The following is a 21,826-nucleotide window of genomic DNA, read 5'->3' as shown; positions in this document are numbered from 1 at the left end:
GCTTCAATCATGACTCGTCTCTTCTTGTTGGTTGACCCACTCCGCGAGGAGTCGGGCAAAGTTATCAGGCTGATGGGCGTGCAGATTATGGCCGCCATCCAGCACCAAGTGGTTGATTCTGCGATTTTGGTTCGCCAGCTGGCAAGCCAGCTGATGGAATTTGTGATCCCGCTTGCCACTCACATAAGTAACCGGCAGCTGGCTCGCCATGAGCCAGGGGGCGAGATCCGGCTGCTTGCCGAGCGAGGTGGCGCGCAGCATGGTGGCGATGCCCTGACCGTCGTTGCCAAGGCGGCGGGCGATCTGGCGGGCCCGGGCCGCATCGTCAAGATCGGCAAACACCCCTTGCCGGTACCAGTCTGCCAGCACGTCAGCCAGGGGCTCACGCTCAAAGCGCTGCGCCCACTGTTCATCGTGCTGGATGCGGGCGGCCCGTTCACTGGCCGGTAGCCCCGGGTGGCAGTTCTCCAGCAGCAGCCCCCGCAGCCCGGCGGGCTCGCGGCTGGCGTGATAGAGGGCCAGTCGCCCACCCAGCGAGTAACCTGCCAGCAGATAGCGTTCAATGTTGCGGCTGGCCAGCTCGGTGACCAGCCACTGGTGGCTCTGCTCAAAGTCGCTGACGTTGAGATCGCTATGCTGACCGTGACCCGGCAGATCGAGGGCGATGCAGCGGATGGCGGGCAGCCGGTCGATCACCGGTTGCCAGTCGCCGCTATCCCCCAGCAGACCGTGCAGCAGCACCAGCGGCACATTGGCATCTTTATTTGCCACGGATGGCGGCCCCCAGCGCCTTGAGATCATCGGCCACCTGCTCGCTCGGTACCCGGATCTCGATCAAGGTAACGCCATGTTGGAGGGCGGCGCGGTAATCGCGTTCGAACTCGGGCAGGGTGGTCGGCGCCCGATAGGCGAGGCCAAACATGGCGGCGGCATGTTCAAAGCTGAGACCGTGGGGCAGCCGGTAGTAGCTCTCCAGCAGTTCCCCTTCGGTGGGCACCGGCAACATACGGAAGATGCTGCCGCCATCGTTGTTGAGCAGGATCACCACCAGCGGTCGGCTCGCCTTGCTGAGCAGGGCGAGGCTGTTGAGATCGTGCAGGGCGCTGAGATCCCCAAGCAGCAGGGTGGTGGGCTCATCGCTACCCGGCTCGATCGATTGGGCAAACCCGTAGGCGGTGGCGATCAGGCCATCGATGCCGGAGGCGCCGCGGTTGGTCATCACCCGGCTCGGCCCCTTGCCCGTTTCGCCGAGCATATCCATTAGTCGGGCCGGCATGCTGTTGCCGACAAACAGTTGCCCTTCGATCAGGCGGTTGAGGCGATGGCAGACCCCAAGTTCGGAGAAGTGCTCGCAGGCAGCGGCGATCTGCTGGCTGGCGTTGTGTTGCAGCTCGGCCAATGTGTGCCAAGGGGCTTGTGTGGTGACCGGATGGGCCGCAGCAAAGGCGCTGGCACTGCAGAGCAGCCGGTTGCGCAGCCGGTAGTCGGGATCTAGCCGCGCCGGTTGCGGATCCACCAGCCAGTAATCCTGCCATGAATGGTGTTTGATGAACTGGCCAAGCCGCTTGGAGACAAGCCGCGCACCAAATTGCAGCAGCACCTCGGCGCGGCCCAGCTCGGCGACGAATTCAGGGTCGTTGAGCGCCATATCCATATGGATGAGGTTGCGGCAATCGAAGCGGATCTGGCTCTGCAGATCCGCCAGCAGCGGCCAGCCAAGTTGCTCCGCCAGCGCGGCGGCGGCCTGTGCCTGCTTCGGGTCGGTAATGCGACCAGCCACAACGATGCCGCGCTGTTGGCGAAAGGTTTCCCACTCCGCCTGAGGTGGGCAGGTCGGCTCGTTTTGCTGCCACGGGCTCCAGGGCTTGCGCGAGCCGAGCCAGTCGCCGAGGGGGGCCAGATAGTCGGAGAAATCCTGATAGTGCTCGCCCGGGTAAAGGGGCTCGGGGTACATGCAGTTGAAGTGCACCACCCCGGGGGTGAGCGCCTGTTTGGCCAAGGCTTGGTCCACCGAACTCAGCACAAACGCCGCCGGAATGGTCGGGGTGGGGCTCGGCAGGTTCTGTTGATAGACGGGGTAGCGGCCGAAGATCCCCTGCTGGTCGATCGCCTGATTGGCGCCGTTGTCGATCAGTTCGTGAGGGCGATCGGCGGAGAGAATAATCAGCGGCACGCCGGTGAGCTGGGCCTCTGCCATGGCGGGCCAGAGGTTGGCCACTGCGGTGCCCGAGGTCATGATCACCGCCACCGGCCGGTTGCTCCCCTTGGCCAGCCCGAGCGCCATAAAGCCGAGGCCGCGCTCGTCAAAGTGCAGGTGACGACGAAAGCCCTGATGGGCCGCGGCGGCCATGGTCAGCGGCGCAGAGCGGGAGCCGGGGGCCAGCGCGATGTCGCGCACCCCGAGGCGAAAGAGCTCCTCCAGCAAGAGGGAGGACCAGACGTGGTTGAAGGTGGCGTGCTGGCTCGAAAACGGTGTGCAGGCAAACTCTTCGCTGGCAGGCTCTTTACGGGTGGGCATAGGGGCTCTCGTAGCGTGAAAAGGGTGAATGACTATCCCAGCAGGGAGAGCACATTGGCGATCTTGTTGTCGAGTTCGGCCCACTCGGCGACAGGCTCGGAACCGGCGACAATGCCGGCACCGGCAAACAGGGTGACGCTGCCCGGCTGAATGCGGGCGCTGCGAATGGCGACCGAGAACTCGGACGTCTCCCGACTCAACATGCCGCAGGCTCCGGCGTACCAGCCCCGATCATAGGGCTCGAACTCGCGGATAAAGGCGAGCGCTGCCTCGCGCGGCGCACCGCCCACCGCCGGAGTCGGGTGGAGGGCGTCGAGCAGTTGCCAGTCGCAGACCCCGGGCTTGAGCTCGGCTTCGATATCGCACTTGAGGTGTTGCAGCAGCCGCAGTTTGAGAATGCGTGGCTCGGTCAGGGTGGCATCGTGGGTCAGTGGCGCCAGTCGGCTGAGGATGTCGGCATGTACCAGCCGGTTCTCCAGCCGGTTCTTGCTGTCGGCCAGCAGCTCGGCGGCCAGTTGGGCATCCACCTCTTCATCGCCGGAGCGGCGGATGGTGCCCGCCAGCGCCTCGGTAAAGAGGTGGCGATCTTCCCGGCGGTAGAGCCGCTCGGGGGAGCAGGCGATAAAGGCCTGCTCGGGGGAGAATTGAAAACCGAAGTGGAAACAGTCCTGGGCGTGGCGGGCCCACTGGTCGAGCATGGCCCAGGGATTGATATCCGCATCGTGGTTCGGACTGGTCAGCACGCTCTCCCGCGACAGCACCACCTTGGGGGTGTGCGCCTGAAAATCGGGGGCGGTGACGCGCTCCACCAGCGTTTGCCACTGGGCGGGGCCGGGGCAATCCTGTCGCTGCCAGGGCTGCTTTTGCAGGGCTGGCAGCGGGGCTTCTGGGCGCAGGGCATCGAGGGCGGCTTCGGCCGCCTGCAGTTCGGCCTCGAGATTGTTTTCATCCAGCCAGAGGTTGAGGCAGAGGCTGACGCATTCGCCACGGCGCACCAGCTCGATGCGGGGCAGCACGAAACGGCAGGGGCCAAACCCTTGCCAGCCGGACTGGGCCGGATCGAACGCCAGCCCGCCATAGTAGCGAGGGCTGTCGTCATGATGCTGGTTGGCTGTGTTAGTGCACACCTGCTTGATGGCGTGCGGTTCGGTCAGTTCATGGATGGCGCCTAGCGCGACATACTCGGGACGAGCCTCTCCACGGGCCTGCCAGTAGATGCGGGGATAGAGGGTTTGCGCCGCGAGCCAGCCCAGAAAGGAGCGGATTTCGATCGCCACTCGCAACCGTACGAAGCCGCTGACGTTGCTGTGACGCAGGGCGTCCAGTTGTTGCTTGATATGGGTCTGAGCCAACATGGATTCTTTTCTGAGCCGGGTAGTAACGAGCGATCCGGTAGCTGGATGCCGTAGGTTTATGCCAAAGGGCGATGATTTCCTATATATTATCTGCCCATTCGTCCATGTAAATCGCCCGCGGGAGCTTCACTCTCCGGGGCCAAGTATACCCAAATCCGGTTCGATAACCCTTAACACGATCAATATCCGATTGTTTGGCCATCACAAAATGACAAATACCTTCTCTGTTTGGTTGCTGGCGGCGCGTTTGCGAACATTGCCGCTCGCCTGCTCTTCCATCCTGCTGGGCTCGGGGCTGGCTGCCAGTCGTGGCGCCTTCGATGGCACCATCATGGCGCTCTCGCTGCTGACCGCCATCCTGCTGCAGATCCTCTCCAATCTGGCCAACGATTACGGCGATGCGGTTTCCGGCGCCGACAACGGTGAGCGGATCGGCCCGCAGCGGGCGGTGGTCTCCGGTCTTATCACCAAAAAACAGATGTGCGTGGCAATGGGGCTGACCGCGCTGGCGGCGGTGGCCAGTGGCCTGCTGTTGCTGGGCTGTGCCTTCGGCGGTCAGTGGCTGCAGATTTTGGCATTTGTGGTGCTGGGTGGTGCGGCCATTGTCGCGGCGGTGACCTACACCGTCGGCAAGACTCCTTACGGCTATCGCGGGTTTGGCGATATCTCGGTGTTCCTCTTCTTCGGCCTGCTGGGGGTGCTCGGCTCCTACTACCTCTTCACCAAGACGTTGGAGTGGGATCTGCTACTACCCGCCACCGCTTGTGGTCTGCTGGCGACCGCCGTGCTCAATATCAACAATGTGCGCGACATCGAGACCGACGCCGCCAGTGGCAAGATCACTCTGGCGGTGCGCCTTGGTCGCAACCGCGCCATCGCCTATCACTGGGTGTTGCTGGGGGCGGCGTTGCTGGCAACCATCGCCTTTATCCTGATCCAGCCCGCCAGTTTCTGGCCGTGGATCTTCCTGCCCGCCATGAAGCCTCTCAGCGATGCGGCCAAGACCCTTCGCGAAAGCTACGATGGCGAGGTGCTGACCGGTGCCCTCAAGAAGACCGCCATCAGCGCGTTTCTGTTCAGCCTGCTGCTCTCCATCGGGTTAGCGCTCTCCTGACCTGCTGGATGGAACGGCGATAAATGAAAAGGGCTCCCGAACGGGAGCCCTTTTTGATCGTTATCGAGGCAGCTCAGCTGGCCTTGGCCAGCGCCGGAGTCCGGCGGGAGAAGAGCAGGGTATCCAGCAGCCAGATGGCGACCAGCGAGGCGCCCACCAGCGGGAAGGCAATGCCCAGCAGGATCAGCAGGGCGATGGCACCGCGCATCGGCGGGAGTTTGGTAGGCAGCGGCGGTGCGGCGAGACGGCCCTGCGGACGGCGGCACCACCAGATCCACAGACCGCTCACGGCGCTGGCCAGCACCATCAGGCAGATAAGCAGCATGGCGAGCTGGTGGGGCCAGCCGTAGAGCTTGCCCATGTGCAGCATGACGCCACTCTCCACCGTTTTGGCGACCGGGCCGTAATCCTGCCAGCGCACATCGGCCAGCACCTTGCCACTGTATTGATCGATATGCAGGGTGGCATCGTTGCGCGGATCATCGGCAAAGATCGCGATGGTATAGACACCGGTGGCGCCGACCGGCGGGGTAATGCTGTAACCCGGTTGGACTCCCCGCTCATGGGCGATCTCGACCACCCGTTGCAGCGGGATCCGCTGGCTGGCCATCACCACTCCCTCGTGCTCGCCGTGGTTCATGGCGCCGTGATCGTGCCCCTCATCGACCGGCTGCGAGCTGGGCATAGGGGTGTTCTCCACCGCCCATGGGACGGTCTGCTCGTGGGCCTGATTGAGGCTGCGAGCCAGCGGTGCCGATTTGGGCACCTCGTTCCACATGGCGGCGGGGAAGCGGTTCCAGACCGCGGCAAACTGATCGCCCCAGAAACCGGTCCAGGTCATGCCGCTCAACAGCAACAGCAGCAGGAAACCAGCGCCCCAGAAGCCGACCACTGCATGCAGATCCCGCCACCAGAGGCGTCCGCGCTGGCTCACTCTGGGCCAGAGGATGCCGCCCACCCCGGGCCCCTTGCGTGGCCACCAGAGGTAGAGACCACTCAGCAGCAGCACCAGCCCCCAGCCTGCGGCCAGTTCGATCAGCCGATCTCCGGTGGTACCGAGCAGCAGGTCGGCGTGCAGGGAGCGGGCCACCGCTTGCAGATTCCACTTGTTATCCATGGTGCCGAGCAGAGCGCCGCTGGCGGGATCCATAAACAGGGTCAGTTCCTGTTCACCTCGATTGACGATGAACTGAGCGCTCAGGTCGGGAGTGGCAGGCGGCAGGTACTTACGCAGGCTGGCATCGGGCATGGTCATCATCGCCTTGGCCAGCAGCTGGTCGGCACTCAGGGTCTGGCTGGCGGGGGCGACCTTCATCAGCTCTGGGTACATCAGGTTGTCGAGCTGGGGTTTGAACAGATAGACGATCCCGGTCAGTGACAGCAGGATCAGGAAAGGGGCGACAAAGAGACCGGCGTAGAAGTGCCAGCGCCAGATCCGTTGGTAATGACTCGAGTCCCTGTTTTTCATTGCACATCCTTGTTGGGGTGCCAAACCTTTCGGCTGGTGGAATGTTTGTGGCGGCGCGGATAATAGCAGTAACGTTTCGTTAACTGCAATCACACATCTTGAGACCGATTCAGTGCGGAGTGTCGGTAACATGAGGTGCCGACGGTTTGCAGGATAGGATGATCACGCTTTGGGGAAAGCCTGTTTGCTGCTGGACTTTTCCTTATAAATTATTACCTTGTGGTAACAATTTGCAGGCGATGGTGGTGGTAACGGAATGGGTGCAGTCATGCAGCCACATGGGCAATTCGACATGGAGCGCAGGGGCCAGATGCTGATCTGCCGTCCGAGTGGCCCCTTCAATCTGGCAGGTGCCATGGCCTATGAGGCGCGCTTTCGTCACGAACTGGCCGGTCTGATGGATGGCCCCTGGGGGATTGTCGAGGTCGCGACCGAGTTTGAAGCGGCCGGGCCCGAGGTGTTGGCCCGTTTTCGTCGCCAGTTTGGCTGGTGTGCCGAGAGTGGCTGTCAGTTTCTGGCGGTGGTCTTCGTGGGGGGCTTCAAGCGCTATCTGGCGGATAACATCTTCAAGGGATTGCCCTTTCGGGCGGTACGTTACTTCGAGCAGGAGGCAGCGGCCATCCAGTGGCTGGGGGAGCAGCTCAACACAGCTCCCTGTGAACCTGCGAGCGCTTGACCACCCCGCTCCCCGCGTGGACGGGCTTCACTCCAGCTTGATAAACCACTTGTCCCGTTCGTCGACGCAGTCGGGTTCACCCATTTCGAATTCGCGGCAGATCAGCGGCCGTACCTCGTAGATACGGCACATCATGGTGTTGCGGTCGAGGGCGGCGCACCAGCCATCGTCCAGCCGGCGCATAACCGGTATCTCGCCATCCCGTTCCAGTACATAACGGTCCGGCACGCCGGTATCGGTAAAGAGCATCACTTCGAGGCGGCAGCAGCAGGCTTCGCAGTTCTGGCAGCTCACATCGGTTTGGATTGCTTGGGTCATGGTGCCTGTCTTGCCGCATGGCGGCATCGGAGATATGAAACAGGCGCCTGTCAGGCGCCTGTGGTCTGGCTAACGGCTTGCAAAAAACCTTAGCCCAGTTTGCGGGCGCGGTAGCTGCGACCCTTGATCTTGCCTTCCTGCAACCGCTTGAGGGCGGCGCTCGCCACGCTGCGCTTCACCGCGACGTAGGAGTACTGTTCGGAGATCTGGATCTTGCCCACATCGGCGCCGGCAATGCCGCCTTCGCCGGTCAGCGCGCCCAGAATGTCACCGGCCCGCACCTTGGTCTTGCGGCCTGCATCGATGGAGAGGGTCACCATCTGCGGGGCGATTGGCTTGATATCGCGGCCGATGCTGTCGAGATCACCCAACGGCATCGAAGCCTGCTGGTACTCTTCGATAAAGTTGACGCGCTGGGCCTCGTTCGGCTGATAGAGACTCAGGGCCAGACCCTGCTGGCCGGCACGACCGGTACGGCCGATGCGGTGCACGTGCACTTCCGGATCATAGGTCAGCTCGTAGTTGATGACGGCGCCCAGCTCCTTGATGTCGAGGCCGCGGGCCGCCACATCGGTGGCCACCAGAATGGTGGCGCTGCCGTTGGCAAAGCGCACCAGCACCTGATCCCGCTCGCGCTGTTCCAGATCGCCATTCAGCGCCAGCGCCGAGAAGCCCTTGGCGGCCAGATGGTCGGCCACGTCGTTACAGGCGCGCTTGGTGTTGCAGAACACCACGCAGGAGCTTGGCTGGTAGTGACTCAGCAGCCAGGTGAGGGCGTCGAGGCGCTGGCCGGCAGGCACTTCGTAGAGCTTCTGTTCGATGGCGCTCCCCTCGTGCAGGGACTCCACGCTCACCTCGACCGGATTGCGCTGCACGCCGCGGCTCATCTGGGCGATCCCTTCCGGATAGGTCGCGGAGAAGAGCAGGGTCTGACGCTGCTGGGGGGCATAGCTGATGACCCGGTTGATATCTTCGCCAAAGCCCATGTCCAGCATGCGATCCGCTTCATCCAGCACCAGCGTCTTGAGGCCGGAGAGCTCCAGCGTGCCTTGCTCCAGATGCTTGAGAATGCGACCCGGGGTGCCGACGGCGATGTGGGCACCAAAGCTCAGGGTGGCTGACTGCGGTGCGGTCGGGGTGCCGCCGCACAGGGTGACCAGCTTGACGTTGGGCAGGGCACGCGCCAGACGACGGATCTCCTGAGCCACCTGATCCGCCAGTTCGCGGGTCGGGCAGAGCACCAGCGCCTGCACTTCGAGGCGGTTGACGTTGAGCTTGGCCAGCAGGCCGAGGCCGAAGGCGGCGGTCTTGCCGCTGCCGGTTTTTGCCTTGGCGATCAGGTCTTTGCCATCGAGCACCAGGGGCAGGCTCTGGGCCTGGATCGGGGTCATCTGCAGGTAACCCAGGCTGGTGAGGTTCTCTTGCAGGGCGGGGGAGAGATTGAGGCTGCTAAATTCGCTGTTGTTCACAAAAGGACTCTATTTCGGAGAAAACGGGGATGCGCGAGCGCTAAGGCCGCGCATCATACCAGAATGTGGCACCGGATGTGGCGGATTTTTGAACGGCTGGCCACGAGGGGCAATGAAAGGTTCATTTGTTGCCAAACCGACCGCGGACGATCACCGACAATGCGATAAGGACTATTTTTCAAACACTCATCTAATTATTTATCGTGGATAAACGTTTTCTATTTTCAGTATTTTAATATAATGATTGGGAAATATTTCACGAACGGTTACTGCGCCACAGGGAATGTTGCGAAAATGCTGATGAAATATTTTCAAAGAACATGAAAACGGCGCCAGCCTTACCCAGTGCGATGTTTTTAAAGGAATTTATATTTCTATGTTGCGCGATTAATATCAGCTCATTGCACAATTAATTTAAAAACGTTTGTATTATCCTGCCTCCATAATATTGCGCGGGATTGTGATGGCTATCTGATTTTTAAATGTGCAAATGTCTATGATGGCGCCGGTCAAAAATTACAATTTACTCAGGTGCTACAGGTATGGAATACGTTCACTTTGTGCTCGGACTGGTGATGGTCCTCGCTCTCTCTCTGCTGGCTAACCGCCACAACTGGAAACAGATCAAACTGCGTTATATCGGCCAACTGCTGGTGGTCGAACTGGCGCTGGCCTGGTTCATGCTGAACTCCGAAGTGGGTCTGGCGGTGGTGGGTGGCTTCGCCGCCGGCTTCACCAAGTTGATGGAGTTTGCCAAACAGGGTACCGATTTTGTGTTCGGTGGTCTGGTCAACGAAGGAGCCTTCTCCTTCTTCCTGATGGTGCTGATGCCCATCGTCTTCATCTCCGTGCTGATCGGTATTCTGCAGTACATCCGCCTGCTGCCGCTGGTGATCCGCGGTATCGGTACCGTGCTGGCCAAGATCAACGGCATGGGCAAGCTGGAGTCTTTCAACGCCATCAGCTCGATGATCGTCGGCCAGTCCGAGAACTTCATCGCCCTCAAGAACATCCTGCCGCACCTGAACGAGAAGCAGATGTACACCCTGGCGGCGACTGCCATGTCTACCGTCTCCATGTCCATCGTCGGTGCCTACATGCAGCTGATCGAGCCGCGCTACGTGGTCGCCGCGCTGGTGCTCAACATGTTCAGTACCTTTGTGGTGCTCTCTCTGATCAACCCCTACGAGCCGGATAACTCCGTGACCGACATCAAGGCCATTGCCGAAGGTGACGAGCACCACACCCCGAAGAAAGAGAACTTCTTCGAGATGCTGGGCGAGTACATCATGGCCGGTTTCACCGTTGCCGTGATCGTGGGTGCCATGCTGGTGGGCTTCATCGCCCTGATTGCCCTGATCAACTACCTGTTCGAGATGGCATTTGGCGTGAACTTCCAGTTCGTCATGGGCTACCTCTTCTACCCGATCGCCTGGATCCTGGGTATCCCGAGTGGTGAAGCGCTGCAAGCGGGCTCCATTATGGCGACCAAGCTGGTGACCAACGAGTTCGTGGCGATGATGGATCTGGGCAAGGTGGCTGCCGAGCTCTCTCCGCGTACCGTCGGCATCCTCTCCATCTTCATGGTCTCCTTCGCCAACTTCAGCTCCATCGGCATCATCGCCGGTGCGGTAAAAGCGCTGAACGAAGAGAAGGGCAACATGGTTTCCCGCTTCGGTCTGAAGCTGGTCTACGGTTCTACCCTGGTCAGCCTGCTCTCTGCTGTTATCGCTGGCATCATGATCTGATCCTCTGGCGGCACCCGCCACGGTTTGAGCCCCTGACCTTGTCAGGGGCTTTTTTGTTTCTGCCTCACAGCCGCCAGCCGCACCACCAGCCGGCGACCAGCAGGGTGAGAGTGCAAAAGCCGGTTTCGATGGCGCCGCCACTGCGCAGCGGCCAGCCCGGCAGGCGGTAACGGCGTTTGATGGGCCAGAAGAGCGGAATGCCCGCCGGGGTGAGCCAGTCCCCCAGCAGATGGCTGAGGTAGCCGACGATAAGCGCATCCTTGACCTCCATGGGCAGGGTGCCCGGCGGCAGGCTCTGGTTCAGCCCCCAGACGGCGGCGGCGACTGCCAGCAGACTGTGGGTGAAGCCGCGATGGCCGAACAGCCGCGACAGAGGTTTCGAGATCCACGGCAGGCGCTGCCCCAGCACCGATTTGGGGTGGTCGAGGTCGGGCAACAGGGCGCTGGCCAGCGCGGCAGGGATGGTCTGCCACAGGCTGGCATCGGCCAGTGCCGGAGTGAGCTGCAGTTTGTGGGCGATCAGGGTGCAGGTAACGGAGAAGAGCAGGTGCCCTTGGGCGGTCATGATGATTACGGCGTGGACAAGATGGCGGCGCATCTTACCAGCCTGACGGTTGTGGTCAGCTCTTATTTTAAAAATCAGGATGTTACGGCGAAAAAGCGCCCATATTGGGCGCCTTTATAGCCTATTTACAACTTGCCTTTGACCAGCCACTTGTCGAGGGCGTTGGCGAAGCGCTGTTTGTCGGCAGCATTGAAGGGGGCCGGGCCGCCGGTCTGCACGCCGGCCGAGCGCAGCTCTTCCATAAAGTTGCGCATGCCGAGCCGCGCCTTGATGGTCTCGCGGGTGTAGATCTCGCCGCGGGGATTGAGTGCCTCGCCGCCAGCATCGATCACCCAGGAGGCGAGGGGGATATCACCGGTGATCACCAGATCGCCGGGTTGAACCTGCTGGGCGATGACATGATCTGCCACATCGAATCCCTTTTCCACCTGCTGGGTTTTGATGAAAGGCGAGGGGGGCACCCGCAATCCCTGATTGGCCACCAGGGTGGTGACGACCTGGGCGCGGTGGGCGGCGCGGTAGAGGATCTCCTTGACCGGAATGGGGCAGGCGTCGGCATCAACCCAGATGGGCATGGCATGGTTTCCTGTAGTGAAAGCGGATAAAAAACGAGAGCGGCCATGTTAACACAGGCCTCCCCTTCCAGGCGCGGGGCTGAGTCGGCCCCGCCTTTGGTGTAAGCTGGGGCCAGCACATGAAACGAGAAGGAGACGAGATGGATCGGGTGCCCAGTGAAGTGATTTATGCCCTGACCCTGGATGGCAAGGGGGGCATGGCGCCGCTGACGGCGGGAAGCGAAGTCCCGGCGGCGCATCCCGGCTGGCTGCATCTGGATTACGGCAATCCCGATTCGGCGCGCTGGCTGTTGCAGACCCCCTTGCTCAGCGAGGCGGCCAGGGAGTCGCTGCTCGGCCAGAGCAATCGTCCCAAGCTGGTGCGGATGGGGGAGACGGTGCTGCTGATCCTGCGCGGCATCAACCACAACAAGGATCACAGGCCCGAAGAGATGGTGGCGCTGCGCATCTTCATCACCCCGGATCTCATTATCAGCAGCCGTCGTCGTCCGCTGCTCTCCGAGCAGGATGTGTTCAACCAGCTCAAGCTGGGGGGCGGCGCCGATACCCCGGCCGACTGGCTGGTGGAGATTTGCGATGCCCTGACCGATCGGGCGGGGGAGTTTGTCGAGGAGCTGCACGACAAGATCCTCGATCTGGAGGAGATGGTGCTGATGCGCGACATGCCCGCCAATGGCCGCTTGGCGCTGATCCGCAAGCAGCTCATCATGATCCGCCGCTACCTCTCGCCGCAGCGGGATCTGGTGGCGCGGCTGGCCAACGAGAAGATCAGCTGGCTGGATGAGGATGACCGCCGTCGTCTGCTCGATATCGCCGATCGGCTGCGGCGCTGGCTCGATGACCTCGATGCCGGAGTGGCACGCACCGCCGTGCTGGCAGACGAGATCAACAATCTGATGGCGGAGGCGACCAACCGCCGCGCCTACCAGATGTCGGTGATGGCGCTGCTCTTTTTGCCCGCCAGTTTCCTGACCGGCCTGTTTGGCATCAACCTCGGCGGTATCCCCGGGGCCGAGAATCCGACCGCCTTCTGGGTCTTCTGCGGATCCTTGGTGGCGCTGGCAAGCGGGCTGGCTATCTGGCTCAAACATCGGCGCTGGTGGTAAGGAGGCGTAACCCATGTGGCAATCAATTGGCCTGACCCTGCTGCTGTTGCTGGGTCATACCCTGATCCGGCGGCTGATTCACAAGAGCCTGCTGGCGCTCGGTCAGAGCAGGCAGGTGAGCGAGAACCGGGTGCTCTACGTGGCCCATGTGTTCCACTTCCTGCTCGGCTGCGCCACCTTGCTGGTGCTGGCCGGGGTATGGGGGCTCGACTTCTCCCGACTGGTAGTGCTCGCGTCCTCCTTCTTTGCGGTACTGGGGGTCGCCATGGTCGCCCAGTGGTCGATCCTCTCCAACATCACCGCCAGCATCACCATCTTCTTTGCCTTCCCCTACAAGATTGGCGACCGGATCCGCATCCTCGACAAGGATGATTCGGTCACCGGCGTCATCACCGAGATTGGCCTCTTCTATGTGCGGGTGCGTGATGACAACGGCGATCTGGTCACCTATCCGGCCAACCTGATCCTGCAAAAGCCGGTCAGGAAGCTGGAGGGCAAGGTGGCGGAACCGCTGCAACCGGAATAGAAAGCAACCGGAATAACAAAAAGGCTCCCTCGGGAGCCTTTTTAGTGTGTGGTGGGTGGCGCTAGCGTTCGAAGAAGCGGTAGAGGTGCTCCACCTGAACCGGGCAGTTGGCCACCTGATGCAGATGTTCGCGGGCCTGTTCGACGTTACCGAAACTGACCGGGCAGCCGAGGGTGTCGGTTAGCTCGTAGAGGGTGCCATCCTTGCCTCTGAATTCGATGATCCATCCGGGGATGGCAACGTCGTGGAGGATTTCGGCCTCGTGCAGGATCTGTTGCTGATAGAGCTTACGAAGTTCACTGACTGTCATGATGCTCTCCTGTGGGGAATATCCAGCTCCAGTCTATGCCTGCCCTTTATATGCGGCAACGGGATCATCCCCGCAGGACCTCCCATGCCCAGCGGATCCGGATAAAGGTCTCTGCATTGCCGCCCCGATCCGGATGGTGCTGCAATGCCAGCTCCCGCCAGCGGTGGCGGAGCGTCTCCTGACTCGCCCCCTCATTCAACTCGAACAGGGCCAGCGCCTCGGCTTTGTGCCCCTCACCGTCATAAGCGCGCCAGAAGCGGTTGAGCAGGGCCTCAACTTCGGCACGATCGGTCTGCCAGAACACCTGCCAGTCGAGATAGTAGCTACGCAGATTTTCGCCAACGGCAAAGCCGTGGTTGGCCTCCTGATTCCCGGCCAGCGGTTCGAGCCGGATATCCAGGGTGCTGATCACCAGCCACCATCCCTCTTGCCAGAGCTCGGCCTGCAACTGGTAGAGGGCGTTCATGATCAGGAAGTTGACCCGAAACAGCTGCAGCTGTTCATCGTCGGCCAGCCGGGGGATCGCCCCCTGCTGGCGCAGAGCCGCCATCAGTTCATGCACCTTGTAGCTACCCGCCGCCTGTTGCAGCAGCACCAGCAGAGGGGCGATCAGCGGATTGTTGTTGGCTTCGTTCATTCGGCGCCCTGCTCTCTGGGCGGCTGCAGGGCGATCAGCAGCTCACCCGCCTGCGGGGTGACGGGGCCGGTAACGATCTGGGGCTTGCCCTTGCCATCCATGATGAAGAGCGGGATGGCGCCGGGATTGGCGGTCTGATACTGGGCCCAGTCGAACGCCTCGCTCAGGCGGGTCGCCTTGATCTGGCCGCCCCGGCTCAGCAGGCTGCTCAGCCTGGCATAGTTGATGTCGGGGCCGAACAGGTTCTGGCGAGCGCGAAAGGTGGCGCTCTCCCGGTTAGCCTTGCCGTGCTGCTCGCTGGAGCGCAGGGAGTAGACCTGCTCCTCGCCGTAGAGGTGGGCAAAGTGCAGTACCCCGAGGGCGTTGTTGTGGCGATTGGGGGAGAGCGCCAGCACGGTACTGATGCTGGTAAGCGGCAGGTGCAGCTCGGCATGTTCTGACTGGGGGTTGCCGAAGTAGCAGGGGAGGTTGCTCATCCGCGCCTGTTTGCAGAACTCCCAGGCGGGATCGCAGAGTTGCACCGGCACACCCTGATCCGCCAGCGCCCGGCCTATGGCTCGCGCCACCGAGTTGGCCCCTATGATGAGCCAGGTATTGGGGGTGCTCTGGCGCATCTTGAGCAGGCTGGCCAGCGGTGCCGAGGTGAGGCTCTGCAACACCACGGTGGAGATGATCACCGCAAATACCAGCGGCACCAGCTTGTCGGCATCGGGGATCTCGGCCTGATGCAGGCTGATGGCAAACGAGGCACTGACTGCCGCTGCGACTATGCCACGTGGGGCGATCCAGCTTAGCAGGGCGCGAGCTCGCCAGGAGAGATCCGAGCCCCAGGTCGAGACCAGAATACAGAGCGGGCGCGCCACAAACTGCACCACGCAGAGCAGCGCCAGCACCATGGGGCCGAGCTGCCAGAGCTGTGCCAGATCGAGGCGGGCCGCCAGCAGGATAAACAGGCTGGATATAAGGATGACCGCGAGATCCTCCTTGAACGCCAGCACCTCCTCCAGATCCAGCCCCTCCTGATTGGCGAGCCAGATGCCGAACACGGTCACCGCCAGCAGGCCCGATTCGTGGCTCAGCCAGTCGGAGAGGCTGAAGGTGACCAGCACCAGCGCCAGCACGCCGAATTTGTGCAGGCTGACCGGTAGCCAGTCCTTGCGAATGAGCAGGGTGGTGAGCCAGCCTGCCACCACCCCGATCAGGGAACCGACCAGCACTGTCTTGCCCAGCGCCAGCAGGGTATGGCTGATGAGATCCCCCTGACTGCCAAGGCGCACCGCCTCGAACACCAGCACCGCAAACAGGGCGCCGATGGGGTCGATGACGATCCCCTCCCAGCGCAGGATGCGGTCCACCTCCCGGGTGGGGCGGATCACGTTGAGCATGGGGGCGATCACCGTCGGGCCCGTTACCACCAGCACAGCGCCGAGCATGGTGGCAACCCGCCAGTCCAGCCCCAGCAGGAAGTAACCGGCGCTGCCGATGACGGCGAAACTGACCAGCATGCCGGTGGAGCAGAGATTGCGCACCACCTTGCCGATCCCCTTGAGCTCGGCCAGATGGAGGGTCAGTGCCCCCTCGAACAGGATGATGGCCACCGACAGGGAGACCAGCGGAAACAGCAGATCCCCGAGCAGGGCATCGGGGTCGAGCAGGCCGCTGACCGGGCCCAGAGTCAGGCCGGTGAGCAGCAGAAACAGGATGGCGGGCACCCGCAGCGACCAGGCAAGCCATTGGGCCAGCACGGAGACCAGGGCGATCCCGGCCAGAGAGAGGGCAATCATGCAGACCTCGATTCAGGCAATGAGTATGGAGCTAGTGTAGTGGCTAAGTTGGTCAGATTGACACCTGAAGGAGCGTGCATCATGGCCGGGATGGGGAGATGTGCGACAGTCGGCGTCATGGTGGCTGGCTGTGGTGTGAAGGGTGCCAGCCAGACGCCAACCGTGGTGACGGGTTGGCCTTGGGGCCGGATTAGATGGGGCTCTCCTTGTGGAGCTCGCCGACACAGTCGGCCAGCGTCAGTACCAGTGCGGAGCGCACCATCTGATCGAGCCGGTTGAGCTGCATCTGGTAGAAGGCCCAATCCTCTTCGCTGGCGGGGGGCTCCAGCTTCATCATGCCGCCCTGATTGACCCCGTGCAGGCGGTCGAGCAGATCGCGGATCGGCTTGTCGCTGAAGCGGTAATCCTTGGGGTCGCGCACCAGAAAGTCGCGGATCTTGATATAGGCTTCGATATCCTGATAGCGCTCGAGGGAGATGAGGCCGAGGGCGAAGATGAGCTTGAGGCGCACCTCCAGCTGGCCGAGGGGGCCGCTCTGGTTGAGCAGGGGTTCGATGGCGTATTTGACGGCATACTCCTCCTGACGGAACGCGCGTCGCATCAGGGAGTCGACCGCCTCTTCCAGGATGGTCACGGCTTCGAGAAAGAAGCCGCGGGGGCCATCCTGCTCATTCAGTCGTTCCAGTACTTCATCTTCCTGGTGTGTGGTCATAGGTGCATTGGGTCCAGCTGACAGGGAGAGAGTCAGCCTCTCTCCCGGTTTTTATCATATGGGGCACATTCCCTTGCCATTCAAGCGCTTGGCGCGCTATCAGTGGTGGCTGAATGCGCCGCAAGCAGGGTTATTACAGGGTTTCGTAACGGGCGACGATGGCGCGAACCACTTCGCTCTCTTCATCCAGTCCGGTGACGCGGGCCAGCGCTTTGGCCGGGCCCAGCTCCGCCAGCAGGGCTTGCAGCTCCACCGCCTGCGGGTCATCGGCATTGCGATAGTGGAGCGCCGCGGCGATCCCCTCCTGCAACTGCTCGTTGGGCAGGCCGTACTCCAGGGTGCCCAGCAGCGGCTTCACCAGTCGATCTCCCGCCGCCAGCTTGCGCAGCGGCTGACGACCGACCCGGTCAATCTCGTCCACCAGATAGGGGTTGGCGAAGCGGGCCAGGATCTTCTCGATGTAGGCGGCGTGCAGACGCGGGTCGAAGCCGTAGCGTTTCACCAGCACGGCACCGCTCTCCTCCATGGCGCGGCGCACCTTGCTGCGGATCACCGGATCTTCGATCGCCTCGCGCACTGTGCGGTAGCCCCGCAGTTTGCCGAGATAGGCGGTGACGATGTGGCCGGTGTTGAGGGTGAACAGCTTGCGCTCGACGAAGGCCATCAGGTTGTCGGTGGGCTCCATACCCGCCACCTGTGGCAGCTCCCCCTTGAACTGGGTCTGGTCGACGATCCACTCGCTGAAGCTCTCGACCGTCACTTCCAGCGGATCATCGTTGGCAGCCGCGGCGGGCGGCACGATGCGATCCACCGCCGAGTCGACGAAGCCGATACAGGATTCGAGCGTGGCATGATACGCGACCGGCAGGTACTTGAGTACCTCCCGCTTGAGGTGGCTTGTGCCGCGTACCATGTTTTCACAGGCGATGACGTTCAGCGGAGTCAGGTTGCCGGCATCGAAGCGAGCTTGCAGCCCCTTGGCCAGGGTGCTGGCAATCTTGTCCAGAATGTTGGGGCCCACTGCCGTGGTGACCAGATCGGCGGTGATGATGCGGGCGATCACCTCGTGACCGGCGGAACTGACCGCTGCCACGTTGCGCACCACGTCCAGCTTCTGATCCGCACCTACCACATGGACCTTGTACTCCTGACGGTGGTTGAGCTGGTCGATAAGAGTGTCGTTGACGTCGGCGAAGGTGACCTGATGACTGGCATCCGCCAGCACTTTTCCGATAAAGCCGCGACCGATGTTACCAGCACCAAAATGCAATGTTTTCATGATATTAACCTCTTGAACCAAAGACGATGAAAGATGATTACGCAGCCTGTTCGGCACCCAGCAGATCCAGGAAGGCCTGGGGATCCGTGGTGCTGGCCAGCCGGTCGATGAGACCGGGTTCATCCAGTGCATTGGTCAGGCGGGTTATCACCTGCATGTGTTCGTCGTTGCGGGCGGCGATGCCGATCACCAGCCGCGCTACCTCATCGGCAGCCTCGCCAAAGGCGACCCCGGCCGGGTACTGGCAGATGACGATGCCGGTACGCTTCACAAACTCCTTGGCGGCGATGGTGCCATGGGGCACGGCGATGGACTCGCCGAGGTAGGTGGAGACCAGCTGTTCACGCTCCAGCATGGCGTTGACGTAGTCGGGCGCCACGTAGCCCCGCTCGGCCAGCAGTCGGCCTGCGGTCAGGATGGCGGCCTCCTTGTTGTCTGCTTTCAGTCCCAGATGCACGTCATGACGGCTCAGGGTAAAGACTTCGGCGGCCTGCGGCTCGTAGCTGTCGTCGTTGGCGGCCACCAGCAGCTGCGGGTTGGCGACATCATCGTTGGCGGCGCGGCTCAGGCTCTGTACCAGCTCCTGATAGAGGCCGTTGTCGAGGAAGTTGGTCAGGGAAATATGGTGAGCGTTCGGCGCATGGCGACGGGCCCGCTCGGTCAGATCCTTGTGGGTGATGACCCAGTCCACCTGATCGTCTAGCTGATCGATGGCGCGGTTGGTGACGCTGATATCGAGCCCGGCGGCCTGCACCCGCTTGCGCAGCATGCCGGCGCCCATGGCGCTGGAGCCCATGCCCGCATCGCAGGCGACCACGATATTGCGTACCGCCATCAGTTCGCCGCCCGGCTTCTTGGCCGCTGCGGTATCGGGCTTGCCGCCCTTCAGGGCTTTCATTTTGCGAGTGGCTTCACCGAGGGCATCGGCCTCGTCGGCTTCCGGCTGCTGGGCGCGGACGAACACGGCGGCGACCAGGAAGGAGACCAGAGTAGCGCTGATGATGGAGAGGGCGACCCCGATCAGGGAGGCTTTCGGCGTCATCAACAACACGGCGAAGATGGAACCCGGTGAGGCAGGGGAGACCAGACCGGCGTTGAACAGGGTCAGGGTAAAGACCCCGGTCATGCCACCGGCGATCACCGCCAGAATGAGGCGCGGGTTCATCAGCACATACGGGAAGTAGATCTCGTGGATGCCGCCGAAGAAGTGAATGATGGAGGCGCCAGCCGCGGACTGCTTGGCCGCACCACGGCCGAACACCATGTAAGCCAGCAGCACACCCATGCCTGGGCCCGGGTTCGCTTCAATCAGGAAGAAGATAGAGCTGCCGTGCTCGGTCGCCTGCTGGATCCCCAGCGGCGAGAAGATGCCGTGGTTGATGGCGTTGTTGAGGAACAGGATCTTGGCCGGCTCGACGAAGATGGAGGTGAGCGGCAGCATGTGGTTTTCTACCAGGAAGCCGACGCCACCGGCCAGCAGGCCGGAGAGCACCTTGACGAAGGGGCCAATCACGAAGAAGGCCAGGATCGCCAGCAGCATGCCGATGAGGCCGGCGGAGAAGTTGTTGACCAGCATCTCGAAGCCGCTCTTGACGCGACCGTCCATCGCCTTGTCGAAGCGCTTGATGGCCCAGCCACCGAGCGGGCCGACCATCATGGCACCCATAAACATCGGGATGTCGGTCCCCACGATGACACCCATGGTGGTGATAGCACCGACCACGCCGCCACGATCACCGCCCATCAGCTTGCCGCCGGTGTAGCCAATCAGCAGCGGCAGCAGGTAGGTGATCATGGGGCCGACCAGCTTGGCCAAGGTTTCATTGGGCAGCCAGCCGGTGGGGATAAAGAGGGCGGTAATAAAGCCCCAGGCGATAAAGGCGCCTATGTTGGGCATGACCATATTGGACAGGAAGCGTCCAAAATTCTGTATCTTGACTTTGGTATCCGGTGATAACATGTCGGGACCCCGTTTTAAGCCTGTTTGATTAAAAGTGGTAGTTCGGGATGGCCGGTTTTGCCGAACCTCCATCCCTGTCGTCTAAGCAACTTCAATCTACCAGCTTGCGATCAAATTAGGCTGAAAACGGGGTGTCTTGTGATCCAGATCTCGGATACCCAGCGATACCCCCTCCATAATCAGTGACTCACATCACATTCCCATGCTGTAATTCGGCTACATTTCGATCTTTTCTGTTTTTAATGACTATTTTTTGTGATTCAGATCACCAGATTGGTTTTGCCGTGCCTTTGCGTAAAGGTGATTCACTTCACAAATTCAGTTTTTGTATTCGAATGGGGCAAATCACTCAATAACTCATCAGCGGGTAGTGACGATGAATCTATCTAAATCTCTCTTTACTCACAAATGAATCAATAGATTTGTAACCCGCTTTCAGTTTTTACGGTTGGTGATGAGCTCTCTTTTGCTGCTGGCTGTTGGGAATGGGCGCCAACATGCAGGATGTTATCGAGCGGCAGATGTTCGGGGCGCTTGCTTGCCGCGCAGGGCTGATAGCAGATAAAAACAAACCGCCAGCAGGCGGTTTGTCGGTTTTTGCGATCTGAGCCCTGTCGGGGCTGCGGCTTAGTAGAAGCCGGCATCCTCGGGGGAGGGGCGGGTCTTGAAGCGGCGATGGAGCCACATGTACTGCTCCGGCGCCTTGCGCACGGCGGCTTCAATCTCGCTGTTGGCGCGGGCGGCATCAACCATGTCATCCCCGCTGGGGTAGTCGGCGAGCGGCGCACCGATATGCAGGGTGTAACCCTCGCTGGTGCGGATGTTGTAGCAGGGGAGGGTGACGGTGTTCTTCACCCGCGCCAGGGTGGCTGTGCCGGTGATGGTGGCCGCCTGCTCTACCGCGAAGTAAGGCACGAACACACTGGCGTGGCTGCCGTAGTCGTGATCCGGCGCGTACCAGAGGGCGTCACCGTTGCGCAGCGCCTTGATCATCCCCTTCACGTCCATCCGGTCTACCAGATATTTGTTGGAAGCGCAGCGACCGTGATACTGGGCATACTCCAGCACCGGATTGGTGTTGGGGCGATAGACCCCCACGCCGGGGCGCACCAGCCCGAAACAGCGGGCGTTGAGTTCCAGCGTCAGGAAATGGCAGGAGAGCAGCAGCATGCCCTGACCTTTTTCCATGGCGGCGATGACGTGATCTTCCCCTTCCACCTTCATCAGGTTGCGCATCCGCCAGTCTGGCCAGAACCAGGCGATCCCCACCTCGAACACGGCGCAGCCCACGCTCTCGAAGTTTGCCTTAAGCAGTTTCTCCCGCTCATCCCGGGTCAGCTCGGGCATCGCCAGCTCCAGATTGCGACGGGCAATCTTGACCCGGGACTTCAATATCCTTGCGGCGAGACGACCGAGCTGACGGCCCAGCCACATCTGGCTGCGCCACGGCAGCAGGGTCAGCAGCCAGAGCAGGCCGAGGCCGAACCAGCTGGCCCAGTAACGGGGATGAAACAGGCGGGGCTCCAGGCGGGGAGCGTTGTCGTGGGCCATGGCTAATCTCTTGTTCGCAAACACAATCGGGGGATTCTAGCCGAAAAGGGGGGGCGGGGGCGAATGGCTGTGTGCTGGTCAGAGGGGTAACCCGCGTCCGGTTAGCGTGACAGCGGCGGCAACTGCAGTCGGCTTTTTCTACACCGGATAAAAGA

Annotated in this window: 20 protein-coding genes; 5 read left to right on the top strand and 15 right to left on the bottom strand. The window is 61.7% G+C overall.

The genetic code is table 11. From position 1 onward, the window contains the following. Window positions 1-3 precede the first annotated feature (3 nt). The 3 genes from menH to AB5Z09_RS11885 are packed head-to-tail and all read right to left on the bottom strand — an operon-like array spanning window position 4 to window position 3,873. Window positions 4-801, bottom strand: a complete 798-nt coding sequence (gene menH, locus AB5Z09_RS11895) for a 2-succinyl-6-hydroxy-2,4-cyclohexadiene-1-carboxylate synthase (protein WP_368195371.1) — start codon at window positions 799-801, stop codon at window positions 4-6. Further along, the gene (menD, locus tag AB5Z09_RS11890) at window positions 761-2,518 is read right to left on the bottom strand and encodes a 2-succinyl-5-enolpyruvyl-6-hydroxy-3-cyclohexene-1-carboxylic-acid synthase (RefSeq protein WP_368195370.1); all 1,758 of its coding nucleotides are present in this window, start codon (window positions 2,516-2,518) and stop codon (window positions 761-763) included. The genes menH and menD overlap by 41 nt, the downstream gene beginning before the upstream one ends. Before the next feature lie 32 nt (window positions 2,519-2,550). Further along, the gene (locus tag AB5Z09_RS11885) at window positions 2,551-3,873 is read right to left on the bottom strand and encodes an isochorismate synthase MenF (protein ID WP_201953393.1); all 1,323 of its coding nucleotides are present in this window, start codon (window positions 3,871-3,873) and stop codon (window positions 2,551-2,553) included. Between the two features lie 208 nt (window positions 3,874-4,081). Between AB5Z09_RS11885 and AB5Z09_RS11880 the strand changes: the two genes are divergently transcribed. Beyond that, window positions 4,082-4,987, top strand: a complete 906-nt coding sequence (locus AB5Z09_RS11880; RefSeq protein ID WP_042053617.1) for a 1,4-dihydroxy-2-naphthoate polyprenyltransferase — start codon at window positions 4,082-4,084, stop codon at window positions 4,985-4,987. Between the two features lie 73 nt (window positions 4,988-5,060). Here the strand turns inward: AB5Z09_RS11880 and AB5Z09_RS11875 are convergent, their stop codons facing one another. Then, complete coding sequence (locus AB5Z09_RS11875) at window positions 5,061-6,455, bottom strand: PepSY-associated TM helix domain-containing protein (protein WP_368195369.1); 1,395 nt, start codon at window positions 6,453-6,455, stop codon at window positions 5,061-5,063. A gap of 268 nt (window positions 6,456-6,723) precedes the next feature. On the opposite strand from AB5Z09_RS11875, the gene AB5Z09_RS11870 reads away from it, so the two are divergent. Continuing rightward, on the top strand, window positions 6,724-7,131 hold the full coding sequence (locus tag AB5Z09_RS11870) for a hypothetical protein (RefSeq protein WP_005335923.1): 408 nt from the start codon (window positions 6,724-6,726) through the stop codon (window positions 7,129-7,131). Between the two features lie 27 nt (window positions 7,132-7,158). Here the strand turns inward: AB5Z09_RS11870 and AB5Z09_RS11865 are convergent, their stop codons facing one another. Together AB5Z09_RS11865 and dbpA are read right to left on the bottom strand one after the other, a co-directional pair. Continuing rightward, complete coding sequence (locus AB5Z09_RS11865) at window positions 7,159-7,449, bottom strand: YkgJ family cysteine cluster protein (RefSeq protein ID WP_005335921.1); 291 nt, start codon at window positions 7,447-7,449, stop codon at window positions 7,159-7,161. 89 nt (window positions 7,450-7,538) lie between these two features. Further along, window positions 7,539-8,918 carry an ATP-dependent RNA helicase DbpA gene (gene dbpA / locus AB5Z09_RS11860; RefSeq protein ID WP_213387756.1) on the bottom strand — a complete coding sequence of 460 codons (1,380 nt, stop codon included), beginning with the start codon at window positions 8,916-8,918 and terminating at the stop codon, window positions 7,539-7,541. Window positions 8,919-9,460: 542 nt separating this feature from the next. On the opposite strand from dbpA, the gene AB5Z09_RS11855 reads away from it, so the two are divergent. Next, window positions 9,461-10,666 carry a NupC/NupG family nucleoside CNT transporter gene (locus tag AB5Z09_RS11855; protein ID WP_005363118.1) on the top strand — a complete coding sequence of 402 codons (1,206 nt, stop codon included), beginning with the start codon at window positions 9,461-9,463 and terminating at the stop codon, window positions 10,664-10,666. A 64-nt stretch (window positions 10,667-10,730) separates the two neighbouring features. Here the strand turns inward: AB5Z09_RS11855 and AB5Z09_RS11850 are convergent, their stop codons facing one another. Further along, entirely contained in the window at window positions 10,731-11,231 is a 501-nt protein-coding gene (locus AB5Z09_RS11850; RefSeq protein ID WP_368195385.1) for a metal-dependent hydrolase, read from the bottom strand. 125 nt (window positions 11,232-11,356) lie between these two features. After that, window positions 11,357-11,806 carry a YaiI/YqxD family protein gene (locus tag AB5Z09_RS11845; protein WP_005335916.1) on the bottom strand — a complete coding sequence of 150 codons (450 nt, stop codon included), beginning with the start codon at window positions 11,804-11,806 and terminating at the stop codon, window positions 11,357-11,359. 140 nt (window positions 11,807-11,946) lie between these two features. Here AB5Z09_RS11845 and zntB point away from each other — a divergent pair, with 140 nt between their 5' ends. Together zntB and AB5Z09_RS11835 are read left to right on the top strand one after the other, a co-directional pair. Beyond that, window positions 11,947-12,912, top strand: a complete 966-nt coding sequence (gene zntB, locus AB5Z09_RS11840) for a zinc transporter ZntB (RefSeq protein ID WP_368193313.1) — start codon at window positions 11,947-11,949, stop codon at window positions 12,910-12,912. Between the two features lie 13 nt (window positions 12,913-12,925). After that, window positions 12,926-13,438, top strand: a complete 513-nt coding sequence (locus AB5Z09_RS11835; protein ID WP_005354921.1) for a mechanosensitive ion channel domain-containing protein — start codon at window positions 12,926-12,928, stop codon at window positions 13,436-13,438. A 61-nt stretch (window positions 13,439-13,499) separates the two neighbouring features. Here AB5Z09_RS11835 and AB5Z09_RS11830 read toward each other — a convergent pair whose 3' ends face one another. From AB5Z09_RS11830 to lpxL, 7 genes are all read right to left on the bottom strand, one after another. Further along, a complete protein-coding gene (locus tag AB5Z09_RS11830; RefSeq protein ID WP_279488440.1) occupies window positions 13,500-13,748 on the bottom strand; it encodes a hypothetical protein in 249 nt (82 codons plus the stop codon). Window positions 13,749-13,812: 64 nt separating this feature from the next. Continuing rightward, the gene (locus tag AB5Z09_RS11825) at window positions 13,813-14,385 is read right to left on the bottom strand and encodes a DNA-J related domain-containing protein (RefSeq protein ID WP_368195368.1); all 573 of its coding nucleotides are present in this window, start codon (window positions 14,383-14,385) and stop codon (window positions 13,813-13,815) included. Then, the gene (locus AB5Z09_RS11820; protein ID WP_368195367.1) at window positions 14,382-16,169 is read right to left on the bottom strand and encodes a cation:proton antiporter; all 1,788 of its coding nucleotides are present in this window, start codon (window positions 16,167-16,169) and stop codon (window positions 14,382-14,384) included. The genes AB5Z09_RS11825 and AB5Z09_RS11820 overlap by 4 nt, the downstream gene beginning before the upstream one ends. A gap of 190 nt (window positions 16,170-16,359) precedes the next feature. Beyond that, window positions 16,360-16,881: an MltR family transcriptional regulator gene (locus AB5Z09_RS11815; RefSeq protein ID WP_047436914.1), complete on the bottom strand. Its 522-nt coding sequence runs from the start codon at window positions 16,879-16,881 to the stop codon at window positions 16,360-16,362. 133 nt (window positions 16,882-17,014) lie between these two features. Further along, window positions 17,015-18,160, bottom strand: coding sequence for a mannitol-1-phosphate 5-dehydrogenase (locus tag AB5Z09_RS11810; RefSeq protein WP_005363105.1), 1,146 nt, complete (start codon window positions 18,158-18,160; stop codon window positions 17,015-17,017). Window positions 18,161-18,197: 37 nt separating this feature from the next. Next, window positions 18,198-20,120, bottom strand: a complete 1,923-nt coding sequence (locus AB5Z09_RS11805; protein ID WP_368195366.1) for a PTS mannitol transporter subunit IICBA — start codon at window positions 20,118-20,120, stop codon at window positions 18,198-18,200. A gap of 627 nt (window positions 20,121-20,747) precedes the next feature. Then, window positions 20,748-21,671: an LpxL/LpxP family Kdo(2)-lipid IV(A) lauroyl/palmitoleoyl acyltransferase gene (lpxL, locus tag AB5Z09_RS11800; RefSeq protein WP_368195365.1), complete on the bottom strand. Its 924-nt coding sequence runs from the start codon at window positions 21,669-21,671 to the stop codon at window positions 20,748-20,750. Between the last annotated feature and the right edge of the window lie 155 nt (window positions 21,672-21,826).

This window comes from Aeromonas sp. R2-2, assembly GCF_040908355.1.
Classification (GTDB): Bacteria; Pseudomonadota; Gammaproteobacteria; order Enterobacterales; family Aeromonadaceae; genus Aeromonas; species Aeromonas veronii.
The sequence above is the reverse complement of the archived record's forward strand: the minus strand, read 5'-3'. Positions and strand labels throughout refer to the sequence as shown.